An 11,730-nucleotide genomic window follows, 5' to 3' on the forward strand; every position below is an offset into this window, starting at 1 on the left:
CCGCTCCGCACCGGCACCTTGCTACGCCGGGCGATCTGGGCCAGCTTGCGACCCTCCTCCGGAGTCACCGCTCTGCCGAACACATCCGGCTTGCGAGCCACCGGCATCACCTCCACCGGCAGCATCGCCGGTCAAGGCCTCCGGTTCAACCCGCCACCCCGGCGATTACCGCATCAACCTTCCCGGACAAGGCACTAGACGGCCTAACTGCATCCCGTTGGATAGGCGCATGGCCCTCCTCCTGGTGCTGGGCTAGGGTGCGCCGACCGAAGCGGAGCGGAGGGAGGGGCGACCCTGGGCGGCGCGCGTAGCGCGCCGCTCTTGACTCTGTAGAGAGAAATTCGGCAAGTTCTGATCTGTTGGGTTACCGGTTATCTCTTCCTTCTTTTTCCTACTGATTCCCGGGGGTTCCCAACTTCTCTCACTCGCTCCCAACAGAGCCTTCAAGCCTGCGGCACAACACATTCCGCGAATCAGACCATTGGTTGCCATGCCTGTCGCGACGCGCCGGAACGGCCCAGCCCTGGGACCCAGGGAACCAGTGAGGTGGTGGCCGAATCCGGCGCGGTTGGTCGTCGCTCAGTCGCTTGGCCTAGAGGTCAGGTGCGCCGGGGTTGCGGCCGTGTATGCGTTCGTGGCGTGCGCGTTCGTCGCGTTCGCGGGCTTCGCGTTCGTTGCGCTCGCGTCGAGCGCGGTCGGCAGGTGTGATGGTTAGTGCGGTCGCGGTCGGGCATTGGTTGGGGGGCCGCTGAGGTTGAGCACGTGGGTGACTTCCGGAGTCAGCCCGAGGGCGCCAGGGCCTGCTATATGCGGCTCGTATTTTGTCCGCGCGCGCCCACACCGATAGCCACTCGGCCCCCGTGCGCTCCTCTGCCGCAGCTTCGAGGAAAGCCCGCACGTGTATGTCGAGGTTGGTGAACGGGAACCGAACAACCGGGCAGAAGCCCATACCCGTCTCGTCGTGATAAGGGAGGTTGGTCCAGGCCCCGTCGAAGCTGCGGCGGAACACCTCACCTAGGAACACTTCGAAGCGTTCGGCCACCGCGCGATTCTCCGGCGCGCGTACCGCCTCGCGGTCCGGGAATTGCTCTAGCAGCCTCTTCGGCGAAATACAAGGCCGCCGCCGAATGCAGATCGCCAGAAGGGGCGCCGGAAGAGAGGGGGAGTGTCTGACTCAGGAAGCGATCCAACTGGTCATCGACGCTGTCCAGCCACGCCACCCAACGCGGGTCCCGCTGATCCTTGACGAACTGCTGGAACTCCTCCTCGTCGAACTCGCCGGACACCTCGGCCATGACCACCCCTCTCCGTCCGAACATGCCAGCGCCGCAAACTCCAGGCTCCACGAAGCGCCGTACACAGGGTAGGGGCGGCAACCCTGCGACGCGGCGCAACACGAGCCGACCACCCCGGCCCTTGGCACTGTCGTAGGCGAGTTTCATGGTGTGTGGGCTTCCAGCGGGGGAATGGTGCGTGCGGGTGTCACCAGGACACAGGCCAGAGCGACCGCGTTTTGGATGCTGGCACTGGGGAAGTGCTCGACACTGGGAGCGACGACGACGGTCGCGGTGTGCTGGTGTGCGGTCCACACGATCAACGTGGTTGGCATGTAGGTGTCGGCGTCGATGGTCACCGTGTGCGCCAGCCGATACCCCCGCGCGTGGCTGAGGTCGATGATCACTCGCTCGTCTCGTAACCAGGAGTCGCTGACGCTGCGGTTGAGCAGGCCGATGGCGTTGATGGGCAAGCGCTGTCACTTCCTCGGTTCGGGGCCTTGCAGCGGACGGGCCGCGGGTGTGTGGGTGGTGAGGCGCTGGCGGATCTCACGGCCCTCGTCGGTCAGCTCGTTGAGCGGTTGGGGCCGCTCAACGCCCGGAGTGTGGGCGACTTCGGAGCGGACATAACCCCTGGTGATCAGCCATTGGAGGGTCAGGGTGATCGGGCCGATACGGCAATCGCCTGCCAGATCCCGTGCCGAGCAGGCTCGACCTGCCTGGTGCAATGCAGCGAGTGCGGCGACTTGGGCGCGGCTGAAGTCGTCGCGGTGCCAGCGCAAACGCGAGGGCGAAAGTGGTTGGGGCATAATAGAACTCCAACGACGTAGTTGAGTCGATCAGGGCTCGAGGTAGAGCCGCTCATTGGGAAGGCGGGGGTGCCCGGCCGCGTTGGTGTCGACGGTGACCGCGTCGAGGTAGTGCCGGTCTCGGTGCTCGGCGACGAACACCAACGCAGCGGTCAGGCAGGCGGCGAAGTCCATGCGTACTCCGTGCAGGAATACCGATAAGTGCACATCCGGTTCACCGGGCAGCGGCGACGCGGCGGCGCTGCTCATCGAGGCTGGTGTGTCGGGGCTATGCAGGCGTGCACCGCATACAGCACCGCGCGGCCGGAAGGTCGGAATACCGAGTGCGCGGCGGTGATCCATCCGCGATACTCCGAGCCCTGATCGGTCGGCGACGGCAACGCCACCTGATCGCCGTTTCCCAGCACCATGATTCGGCGGTGGCGGAACAGCGCTGCCTCGGCCGCGACCATCGTTGCGGGGATGTCGGAGCGCACGAGGAAGACCCAGGTGTGGGATCGGGGATGGGTCACGATCGGCCCGCCGCCCTGCTTCTTACCCTCCAAGTGGATCTTGACCGACTGTCCAAGGTCCGAGGGCATCGCGATGGCCCACACCATGCCCGCGGTGAAACTGATTCGGCCGGTATCGGGGTCGAGAACGGCGGGCAGATTGCAGACTGCGCGGTAGTAGGCCACGCGGGATCGCGGGTTGTCGGTTCCGGCCGAGGACGTGGCTACGGTGTTCGGTGCAGTCGGTGGTGGGGCTGGGTCGTGCAAACCCACGTCATCGGACAGTCCCATTGAGAACACCCTCCCTGTTCGCTGAACGCTTGAAGAGCACCCGCCGCCGGGGACCGATGAGGGGCACCGCATCAACCCGACGGCGGGGCTGACCACAAGCTTTCTGGGCCCGGGGAAGATTCGGAACAACTACGCTGTTTTCCAGATCACACGAGCGACACTGAAAACAGGGGGCGTAGGCCGAGTGGGCTCGACGGTGGCACGATTGCCAGGGATGAATCCTCAGCGCACTGGACGAACACTGAAGCAGTTGCGGCTGCGGCAGCGGCTCAGCCTGCGCGAACTCGCCGTGCTTCTGTACTGCGACTACTCCTGGTTGTGCAATATCGAGGCTGGACGACGCTGGCCCCGAGATAGAGGCTGGGCCGAACGGACCGACCTAGCTTTGAACGGTAGCGGGGTATTGGTCGCGGCATGGGACGCAGACCAACGCGAGTACGCGCGTGCGGCAGACACGATGCGGATGCTCGACCAGGCGCGCCGGGACTCGCAGGCTCTGTTGGTCGCCTCGGATGGCGTTGCGCTAGACGAGATCAACGATCAGATCGTGCACGTCGCCAAAGGGGCACGGTTCGAGCCGTACGAGGAGACTCTGTCGTATGCGCTGGATCTACGGTCTGAACTGACACGTCGGATCCGAGCAGGTGCGTACCGTCCCGAGGAAATTCGCGATCTCTACGTGGGTCTTGGTCGGGTATGCGGTGTATTGGCCTATCTGACGTTGGATCTCGGTCAGGCCGACACGGCGCGCGTGCACGCTGAGGCCGCGTTCGAACTCGGAGACCGTGCTGACCATGATCAGCTGAGAGCTTGGGCACGGGGGACCCAGGCGCTCGCGTTCCGATTCACAAAGGACTTCGAGCTGGCTCGGGACGCCGCAACCGATGGGCTGCGTTACGTCGGCCGCTCGACCGGGACCGCCGAACCCCGCTTGCTATGTGGACTGGCGGCCTCGGTTGCCAATCTGGGTGATTCGGGTAGCGCTCTGGAACTGCTAGGTCAAGCCGACCGGGCGCGTGATGCGTGCGGCCCGGATGAAGTGCCGGGACTCTTCAGCTTCAGCCCAGCGAAACAGATCTATTACCACGGATTTTCGTTGATGTGGTCCGATGAGGCGAAGATTCTGAGGAAGTCGGTGCAGGCGTCGAACGATGCCATCGCAGCTTGGCAGGTGCAACGCTCGCCGGGCGACGAGATGCTGAGTCAGATCTATCTCGCGTCGGCAAGTGCGCGGCTGGGCGATCTGGACGGAAGTATCTCCGCCGTATCCCCGGTCTTGGAGACACCGATCTCCGCCCACTTCTCTTGGGTCAGAAAGCGTTTGAAGCAACTGGAAGCGCTACTTGCCAAGCACTTTCCGGACTCCCGAGTAGCAACCGAGACCAGGGAAACGCTGAAGGCATACGCGCACTCGGCTTGAACCCAGACAAAGCCGGCCACGAATGGCGACGAGTGCGTGGCGCGCGCGGAATCGGCGATGAACCCCCACCGAGCACCTGGGATAGGTCCAGGAGGCAAAGCGAGGTATCGGGTAGGCGAAACTAGCGATCCTGGGCCAAGGGGCGGCCGCCCTAGCGCGTCGTGTTTCGGCGAGCTTTGGAGCAGACGCACCGGTGAGGCCGTCCAGGGGGACGGACACCTGCCGGGCGGGCCGTGGGGCCGGGGAGCGCACTCGGTGGCGGGAGCCATACCCGCGGCGGTAGACGGAGGCCTGTCATTCAGTCCGGCAAGCAAGGGCAACCCTGCAGCAGCGCATGCAGCTGGAGGAAGGTGTCCAAACGACGCCCGCCGACGAAGAGGGCCAGACGGCGATCGCCGACCAGCAGGCGCTGCACAGGCGGCAGCCGTAGGCAGTCTCCGCCCAACAAGCGAACGCAAACCTTCCCGGACAGGTTTACCTGGGAGGGGGGTCCGGGGGGCGAAGCCCCGCCGGGTGGGGGTGTGGGGGCTCCGCCCCCACAAAACACGCGGAACCAACCAAAAAGGCGAGCGCTCTGCGCGAGCACTCGCCTTCGTTGGTGGAGCTAAGGGGAATCGAACCCCTGACCTTCTCGATGCGAACGAGACGCGCTACCAACTGCGCTATAGCCCCGTGCGGTTCCCGGGGGAACCGCGCTGTGCCACTGTAGCAGGCGATGCGGCGAGATACCGAATCGCCTGCCTGAGCTGCGGTTATTCGCCTACTGCCCGGCGCATGTCGCCGCTGGTGCGGCCGCGGAGGGCGCGGGCGGTGGCGGGGTCGAAGGTGTCGAGGTGTTCGAACATCGGGTCTTCGTCGACGGCGTCGAGAAGGACGGAGCGGCGGCGCAGGGCGCGGGCGGTCTCGCGGTCCATGCCGCGGCGGGTCTCGGTGTCGTCGGCGCGGTGCTGGTCCTCGTCGGCGTCGCGGCCGCGGAGGCGGGCGGCGCGGCGGCGGCGGATCTCCTCTTCCATGCGGACCTGCCTGCGCAGGTACGCCAGGTAGGTGCCGAGAACGAGAGCGGACAGTCCGCAGGCCCACCACAGCAGCGGGCTGACGACGATCGCCAGCGCACCGCAGAGGATGCCGGTCAGCAGCAGGCCGAGGACGGCGCGCTGCCGGAAGGTGTAGCGGGCGGCGCGGGCCATCGCGTCGGCTTCCGGGTCGAAGCCGCCACGGCCGCGCCGGGTCGGGACGAATTCCGGTTCGTCCGAGTCGGTTTGGTAGTCGGGGTCCGGGACGCGCGCGGGTGCGCCGGAGCGGGCGGGCGGGATACGCGCCGTGGTCGGTTCGTAGTACGCCGCGGCCTCTTCGTCGTCATCGGCCACGTCGTCATCATCGGCCGCGGCGTCCGCGTCCGCAGGCGTTCGGGCCGTCTCGGTGTCGTTCTCGTCCGAATCGAGATCCGAGTCGAGATCCGACTCGGGATCCGCCGCACGGTCGGCCTCGCTCGTCACGGCATCGTCGTCCGTGTCGCCCGAATCCGCCTCGGCGGGTTCGTCATCGGCGTTGCCGGAATGGACGGCGGACGCCGCGGGGCCCGCCTCGAGCGCCGGGATGTCGTCCCGCGCTTCGTTGTCCTCGTCGACTTCGGTGACTTGCTCGTCGGCCGGTGCGCTCATCCGGTCCTCCGCATCATCGCTGTGGAAACGCTTTCTCTGCACTCGGGTCGGCCGATAGTCCGGGTCGCTGTCGTGCCCGGCCGCCGGCCCCTTCTTCATGCGCCGCTTGGAGCCGCCGCGGTGCAATACACGGGTCGCCAGTGCCGCGTCGGTGGTCTGCCGGATCCTGGGGTGCCGGTCGGCCAAGATCGGGAACAGGACGAAGACCCAGAGCACGACGAGCCCGATCCACAGAATCGAGTTCGGCATCAGGTCATCACCTCCGTCCCCACCTGTTCGTCCGTTCGGCCCGCGCCCGGATGACGTACCGCGCCGTGCGTTCGCTACCGCTCACGCGCTCGGACGCGGCCCTCGGTCCGAAGACGCCGCTCAGGCTCCCTGCCGGTGCCGCAAGACGCAGCCCCGACGTCCGTAGGTTAATTCGGCCCGCCTCGCGATTACGGCAGGCGCGCCGTGCACATCCGCCACATCTGTCACAAGATTGCCCATCCGCCCGCGTGCCTCGCGGGAGTTGACGTGTCACGCCGGTATCGTCCCGCCCGTCTCATATCGATCGACTGGATTTCCCTTGGACTGCCCGATGGCAAACGTCTCGCAACGAATCGCGGTCCTCAGGGCAGGATGACTCGCCCCTCTCGCACCAGCCGATCCAGCACGGTTCCGGTGACTTCCTCCACCGTCAGGCCGACGAGCAGATGGTCGCGCCAGGCGCCGTCCACGTCGAGATAGCGGCGAAGCAGGCCTTCCTCACGGAAGCCCACATTGCGCAGAACCGCCTGGCTGGCAAGGTTTTCCGGGCGCACGGTCGCCTCGACTCGGTGCAGGCCGACCGGCCCGAAGCAGTGGTCGAGTCCGAGCGCGAGCGCGGCGGTCGCCACGCCATGTCCGCTGAGATCCTTGGCCACCCAGTAGCCGATCCACGCCGAACGCAGCGCCCCGCGCACGATGTTGCCGACGGTCAACTGGCCGCTGAAAGCGCCGTCGACCTCGATCACGAGCGGGATCATCGCGCCGCGTCTTGCCTCGGCCTTCAGGCTCGACCACAGCGAGGGCCAGTTCGACGCGTGGTTGCGCGCCTCCCAAGCGCCCCGGCCGGTCGGCTCCCACGGCTCCAGATGCTCGCGGTCGCGCAACCTGATTCGGCTCCACGCCGCCGCGTCGCGCAACCGCACCGGCCGCAGCGTGACCTGTCCCGCGGCGACGCGCACCGGACCGAGACGCGCGGGCCACCCCGGATGCTGGGTGACCCGGAAGACGTTCATCGACTCCACGCTTCAGCCGCGCTGCGAGAGGAACGCGACTTGCACCTCGTCACCGGTCCTGACCTCGGTGTCCTCCGGGTCGACGATGATCAGGCTGTTCGCCTCGGCCATGGTGGCCAGCAGATGTGAGGAACCGGCGCCGCCGCCGAGCGGCTGCACCAGGTAGTCGCCGGTGGATTCGTCGCGCATGAGCTGAGCGCGCAGAAAACCTTTGCGCCCGACCATCGAACTGATGGGTGTGATGGTTCTGGCCCGGATGATGCGGCGCATGGGATGCCTGCGGCCGAGCGCGATCCGGATCAACGGACGCACCATCACCTCGAAAACCACAAGCGCGCCAACGGGATTCGACGGCAGCAGGAAGGTCGGCACCTCGTCGCGCCCCAGCCTGCCGAAACCCTGCACCGAACCGGGATGCATGGCGACACGGGCGATTTCGAGTTCGCCGAGCCCCTCCAACGCCTCGCGCACCTGCTCGGAGGCCCAGCCGCCCACCGCGCCCGCGATGACGACGACCTCCGAACGCACCAGCTGCCCCTCGACGACGTCGCGCAGCCGCCGCGGGTCCGCGCTGACGATGCCGACGCGATTCACGTCCGCGCCCGCGTCCCTGGCGGCCGCGGCCAGCGCATAGGAGTTGACGTCGTAGACCTGGCCGGGGCCCGGCGTGCGATCGATATCGATCAGCTCGCCGCCGACCGAGATCACCGACAGCCGCGGCCGCGGATGCACGAGCACCTTGTCCTGGCCCACCGCGGCGAGCAGACCCACCTGCGCGGGACCGATGATGGTGCCCGCGCGCACCGCGACATCGCCCGGCTGCACGTCGTCGCCGATGCGCCGCACGTAATCACCGGAGCGGACCGGCTCGTAGACCTTGATCCTGGCCCTGCCGCCGTCGGTGAAGTCCAGCGGCAGCACGGCGTCGGCGAGCGTCGGCAGCGGAGCGCCGGTGTCGACCCGCACCGTCTGGCGCGGCTGCAACCGGATCGGCTGCCGGGAACCAGCGACCACCTCGCCGACCACCGGCAACGTCAGATCGACCAGTTCGCCGTCCTCGTTGCGGATGTCGGATCCGGCGGCGGCCACGTCGACGCTGCGCACCGCGTAACCGTCGATGGCCGCCTGGTCGAAACCGGGCAACGGACGCTCGGTGACCACGTCCTCGGCGCACAGCAGGCCCTGGGCCTCGGAGATCGCGACCCGGACCGGCCGGGGCGCGACCGCCGCCGCGGTCACCTTGATCTGCTGATCCTCAACCGAGCGCATCCAGCCCTTCCTGATCTACTCCGCACATCGAACCGATTCCGCCGCACGCGCTTCGGACGCAACCGCGTTCGGTGAACCATCATTCGTACCCGACGGTCCACTGCCGACGAAAGCCGAGCTTTCGCTCAGTCGTCCGTCGTCAGCTGCGGATCCCAGTCCGGACCGAGCCGGTGCTGCAGCCACTCCCGCAGGGCAGGGCCGTATTCCTCTCGTTCCAAAGCGAAATCGACCGCAGCACGAAGATAACCGCCCGGGTTGCCCAAATCGTGGCGCGACCCACGGTGCACGACGACGTGAACCGGGTGTCCCTCGTCGATCAGCAGCGCGATGGCGTCGGTGAGTTGCAGCTCACCACCGGCGCCCGGCTCGATACGCCGCAGTGCGTCGAAGATGGCCCGGTCCAACAGGTATCGGCCCGCGGCCGCGAAGGTCGACGGCGCGTCGGCAAGCGCGGGCTTCTCCACCATTCCGTTGACCCGCAACACGTTCGGGTTTGTCGCGTCGGGCACCGGCGCGACGTCGAAGACGCCGTAGGCGCTGACCTGGTCCTTCGGCACATCGATGGCGCACAGCACGCTGCCGCCGCGCTTGCGGCGGACGCGGCTCATCACGTCGAGCACACCGCACGGCAGCACCAGGTCGTCAGGAAGCAGGACCGCGATCGCGTCCTCGTCGTCGTCGAGCGCCTGCTCGGCCTGCGCCACCGCGTGACCGAGGCCGAGGGGCTCCTCCTGCACCACCGAGGTGACGTCCAGCAGGGCGGGCGCCTTGCGCACCTTCTCCAGCAACTGGAACTTGCCGCGCTCGGCGAGGGTGCTCTCCAGCACCAGGTCCTCGACGAAGTGGGCGACGACGCCGTCCTTGCCCGGCGAGGTCACGATCACGAGACGGTTAGCGCCGGAGTCGGCGGCCTCGCTCGCGACCAGTTCGATACCAGGAGTGTCCACCACCGGCAGCAACTCTTTGGGCACCGTCTTGGTCGCGGGCAGGAAGCGGGTCCCGAGCCCGGCCGCTGGCACGACTGCCGTGCGGAAACACGACGTCGGCGCACCATCCGCGGACTGTCCTGCCTGTGCTGTCATACGCATACCCTATCCATCCATCACACCGCCCGACCGCCGTCGCGGCGACCTGGCACCCGGTGAGCTTATGGTGATCCCCATGGAGATGCCCGGCGAGCGTGACAAACATGCATGGCGTGGCGAAATTCTCGCCCGGCGGGCTGCGGTGCCCGTGGCCGAGCGCGAGCGCGAGGCGCTGGCGCTTGCCGAAGCGATCGGCAAGTTCGAGACACCGCTGGTCTCGGAATGGGTGTGCGCGTACGTGCCGGTGCGCGACGAGCCGGGGTCGATGGCCCAACTGGAAGCGCTTCGGGAGACCGGGGCGCGCGTCCTTCTGCCGCTCACCGGCGATGCGGAAGCGTTGAACTGGGCCGAGTACACGGGTCCCGCCGACCTGCGCCGGGCCAGGTACGGGCTGCGCGAGCCGAGCGGACCCGCGCTCGGCGTCGAGGCCGTCGCGCTTGCGGAGCTGATCCTGATTCCCGCGCTCGCGGTGGACCGGCGCGGTGTCCGGCTCGGGCGCGGGGCGGGGCATTACGACCGCACGCTCGGCGCCGCGCGGCCGGACGCCCGGTTGGTCGCGGTGGTGCGCGACGACGAGTTCGTGGACCGACTGCCGGAAGAACCGCACGACCTGCGGATGGGCTGGGTCCTCACGCCGTACGGCGGATTGCGGCAACTCGGCGGCGATCGGGTCGCGGAATGAACGACCGATTGGCGGCGTTGGCACTGTCGCCTGTAGAGTGCTAGTCGACGAACCCTGCGGAGGATCCTGTGCCAACTTATTCATACGCGTGCACCCAGTGTGACAACCGCTTCGACATCGTGCAGTCCTTCACCGACGACGCACTGACGGTCTGCGAAAACTGCTCCGGGAAGCTGCGCAAGCTGTTCAACTCGGTCGGCATCGTGTTCAAGGGCAGTGGTTTCTACCGCACCGACAGCCGCGGCGGCGCGTCCACCGCGAGCGAGCCCGCGAAGTCCGACAGCGGCTCCAGTTCGTCGGGTTCGGAGTCGAGCTCGTCGAGCAGCTCGAGCGCGACCACCAGCACGGCCGTCGCCAGCTGATTTCCCGGTTATCCACAGCCTCTCGCCGATCAACAGGTCGCCCTTTCGGTGACCGGCGCGGTGTGATCCTGGCCATAGGATCCGGCCATGACTCGCGCACTCGCCGATCTCGGTCGCGGCAGCCCGCTGCGCTTCGCCCTGTGGAACCGGCCGCCCTGGCTCGATGGACTGCTCGCCCGCCGCGTCTTCGCGGCGGCACTGACGCTCCTGGCCGTCGTTCTCTTCGCCCGTGGTAATCCGAGCGCGACGCGGACGGACGTCGTCGTCGCCGGGCGTGATCTACCGCCCGGCAAGGTGCTCGAATCGGGAGATCTGAAAACAGTGCCGCGCGAATCCGGCGCCCTCCCAGTCGGCGCGGTGCGCGATCCCGCGACGCTGCTCGGCGCCACCTCGACAGGCGCGATGCGGGCCGGTGAGGTGTTCACCGATCTGCGGGTGATCGGTCCACGCTTGGCAGAGGTGGCGGCGGGCGCACGTGACGCGCGCATAGTCCCGATCCGGCTGGCGGACACGGCGGTGGCGGACATCCTGCGGCCGGGCGACCGTGTCGACGTGATCGGTGGCGACGAGCAGCAGGGGCTCGGCGCGCGACCGGCCAGGACGCTGGCAGGCGATGCCGCCGTGGTCTTGGTTTCCGAGCCCGGCGAACGACGGGGCGCGGCGGACCGGGTGGTGTTGGTCGCGATGGATGCCGAACATGCCGCGGTGGTCGCCGCCGCTTCGCTGCACACCGCGCTGACGGTGGTCTTCCATTGACCGCCCGGCTCGCCGCAACTCGTGACCAGAATATGTTCGCCGGGAATTAACCGATTCGGTCGATCGGCATCTCCCGAGGCCCGGCGCACGGATTTCTCCGAGCGCGACCCGCAGCTTCGCCGAAGAGGAGGGATCGGCAATGCTCGAGGTGTCGAAGGATTTCGTTTACCACGGAAACGTCACCTACCTGGCTGTTATGACAGCAATCAGCACCGCGTTCGTCGCGAGCATCACCGTGTTCACCAATGGAATCACCAATCCGCGCTCGCCGTTTTCAGCGGAACCGATGAAGTCGGTCTCGGTTCCTACATGATTGCCGACAGGCAACATATGTTCAGATCGATTTCGTCGTCCCCGCTGATGGAATG

The 11,730-nt window shown here is 67.4% G+C and carries 14 protein-coding genes and 1 tRNA gene; 5 read left to right on the forward strand and 10 right to left on the reverse strand.

Annotated features, from left to right (window positions below; genetic code table 11):
- Positions 1-1,010: 1,010 nt before the first annotated feature.
- From CRP45_RS33300 to CRP45_RS11715, 5 genes are all read right to left on the reverse strand, one after another.
- Positions 1,011-1,295, reverse strand: a complete 285-nt coding sequence (locus CRP45_RS33300; RefSeq protein WP_143861411.1) for a hypothetical protein — start codon at positions 1,293-1,295, stop codon at positions 1,011-1,013.
- Between the two features lie 143 nt (positions 1,296-1,438).
- Positions 1,439-1,747, reverse strand: a complete 309-nt coding sequence (locus CRP45_RS11710) for a hypothetical protein (protein ID WP_097245085.1) — start codon at positions 1,745-1,747, stop codon at positions 1,439-1,441.
- 6 nt (positions 1,748-1,753) lie between these two features.
- A complete protein-coding gene (locus CRP45_RS33305) occupies positions 1,754-2,083 on the reverse strand; it encodes a hypothetical protein (RefSeq protein ID WP_143861412.1) in 330 nt (109 codons plus the stop codon).
- Positions 2,084-2,113: 30 nt separating this feature from the next.
- Positions 2,114-2,332, reverse strand: coding sequence for a hypothetical protein (locus tag CRP45_RS33310; protein ID WP_143861413.1), 219 nt, complete (start codon positions 2,330-2,332; stop codon positions 2,114-2,116).
- Positions 2,329-2,865, reverse strand: coding sequence for a DNA-directed RNA polymerase subunit beta (locus CRP45_RS11715; protein ID WP_143861414.1), 537 nt, complete (start codon positions 2,863-2,865; stop codon positions 2,329-2,331). The genes CRP45_RS33310 and CRP45_RS11715 overlap by 4 nt, the downstream gene beginning before the upstream one ends.
- A 214-nt stretch (positions 2,866-3,079) precedes the next feature.
- Between CRP45_RS11715 and CRP45_RS11720 the strand changes: the two genes are divergently transcribed.
- A complete protein-coding gene (locus tag CRP45_RS11720) occupies positions 3,080-4,285 on the forward strand; it encodes a helix-turn-helix domain-containing protein (RefSeq protein WP_143861415.1) in 1,206 nt (401 codons plus the stop codon).
- Between the two features lie 596 nt (positions 4,286-4,881).
- Here the strand turns inward: CRP45_RS11720 and CRP45_RS11725 are convergent.
- The 5 genes from CRP45_RS11725 to CRP45_RS11745 all read right to left on the reverse strand — a co-directional run bounded on the left by CRP45_RS11725 (position 4,882) and on the right by CRP45_RS11745 (position 9,559).
- Positions 4,882-4,957 (reverse strand) — tRNA-Ala (locus CRP45_RS11725).
- Positions 4,958-5,037: 80 nt separating this feature from the next.
- Positions 5,038-6,195, reverse strand: a complete 1,158-nt coding sequence (gene sepX / locus CRP45_RS11730) for a divisome protein SepX/GlpR (RefSeq protein WP_067784328.1) — start codon at positions 6,193-6,195, stop codon at positions 5,038-5,040.
- Positions 6,196-6,557: 362 nt separating this feature from the next.
- On the reverse strand, positions 6,558-7,208 hold the full coding sequence (locus CRP45_RS11735) for a GNAT family N-acetyltransferase (protein WP_067784795.1): 651 nt from the start codon (positions 7,206-7,208) through the stop codon (positions 6,558-6,560).
- Positions 7,209-7,220: 12 nt separating this feature from the next.
- On the reverse strand, positions 7,221-8,477 hold the full coding sequence (gene glp, locus CRP45_RS11740) for a molybdotransferase-like divisome protein Glp (protein WP_067784325.1): 1,257 nt from the start codon (positions 8,475-8,477) through the stop codon (positions 7,221-7,223).
- Positions 8,478-8,602: 125 nt separating this feature from the next.
- Complete coding sequence (locus CRP45_RS11745) at positions 8,603-9,559, reverse strand: UTP--glucose-1-phosphate uridylyltransferase (RefSeq protein WP_067784322.1); 957 nt, start codon at positions 9,557-9,559, stop codon at positions 8,603-8,605.
- Between the two features lie 79 nt (positions 9,560-9,638).
- Here CRP45_RS11745 and CRP45_RS11750 point away from each other — a divergent pair, with 79 nt between their 5' ends.
- The 4 genes from CRP45_RS11750 (at position 9,639) to CRP45_RS33800 (ending at position 11,675) form a co-directional block, all read left to right on the forward strand.
- Positions 9,639-10,244 (forward strand): 5-formyltetrahydrofolate cyclo-ligase, encoded by a 606-nt coding sequence (locus CRP45_RS11750; protein WP_245910076.1) that lies wholly within the window; start codon positions 9,639-9,641, stop codon positions 10,242-10,244.
- Positions 10,245-10,312: 68 nt separating this feature from the next.
- On the forward strand, positions 10,313-10,606 hold the full coding sequence (locus CRP45_RS11755) for an FmdB family zinc ribbon protein (protein WP_084482902.1): 294 nt from the start codon (positions 10,313-10,315) through the stop codon (positions 10,604-10,606).
- A gap of 87 nt (positions 10,607-10,693) precedes the next feature.
- Positions 10,694-11,362 (forward strand): SAF domain-containing protein, encoded by a 669-nt coding sequence (locus CRP45_RS11760; protein ID WP_097245089.1) that lies wholly within the window; start codon positions 10,694-10,696, stop codon positions 11,360-11,362.
- Between the two features lie 139 nt (positions 11,363-11,501).
- Entirely contained in the window at positions 11,502-11,675 is a 174-nt protein-coding gene (locus tag CRP45_RS33800; RefSeq protein ID WP_179830849.1) for a hypothetical protein, read from the forward strand.
- Positions 11,676-11,730: the final 55 nt, after the last annotated feature.

Origin of the sequence: Nocardia amikacinitolerans (assembly GCF_900215415.1) — a bacterium.
In the GTDB taxonomy this organism is placed as follows: Bacteria; Actinomycetota; Actinomycetes; order Mycobacteriales; family Mycobacteriaceae; genus Nocardia; species Nocardia amikacinitolerans.

Coding starts and splice junctions, on each gene's coding strand:
- CRP45_RS33300 (WP_143861411.1), bottom strand. CDS start 1,295: ATGGCCGAGGTGTCCGGCGAGTTCGACGAGGAGGAGTTCCAGCAGTTC.
- CRP45_RS33305 (WP_143861412.1), bottom strand. CDS start 2,083: ATGCCCCAACCACTTTCGCCCTCGCGTTTGCGCTGGCACCGCGACGAC.
- CRP45_RS33310 (WP_143861413.1), bottom strand. CDS start 2,332: ATGAGCAGCGCCGCCGCGTCGCCGCTGCCCGGTGAACCGGATGTGCAC.
- CRP45_RS11715 (WP_143861414.1), bottom strand. CDS start 2,865: ATGGGACTGTCCGATGACGTGGGTTTGCACGACCCAGCCCCACCACCG.
- CRP45_RS11720 (WP_143861415.1), top strand. CDS start 3,080: ATGAATCCTCAGCGCACTGGACGAACACTGAAGCAGTTGCGGCTGCGG.
- sepX (WP_067784328.1), bottom strand. CDS start 6,195: ATGCCGAACTCGATTCTGTGGATCGGGCTCGTCGTGCTCTGGGTCTTC.
- CRP45_RS11735 (WP_067784795.1), bottom strand. CDS start 7,208: ATGAACGTCTTCCGGGTCACCCAGCATCCGGGGTGGCCCGCGCGTCTC.
- glp (WP_067784325.1), bottom strand. CDS start 8,477: ATGCGCTCGGTTGAGGATCAGCAGATCAAGGTGACCGCGGCGGCGGTC.
- CRP45_RS11745 (WP_067784322.1), bottom strand. CDS start 9,559: ATGACAGCACAGGCAGGACAGTCCGCGGATGGTGCGCCGACGTCGTGT.
- CRP45_RS11750 (WP_245910076.1), top strand. CDS start 9,639: ATGGAGATGCCCGGCGAGCGTGACAAACATGCATGGCGTGGCGAAATT.
- CRP45_RS11760 (WP_097245089.1), top strand. CDS start 10,694: ATGACTCGCGCACTCGCCGATCTCGGTCGCGGCAGCCCGCTGCGCTTC.
- CRP45_RS33800 (WP_179830849.1), top strand. CDS start 11,502: ATGCTCGAGGTGTCGAAGGATTTCGTTTACCACGGAAACGTCACCTAC.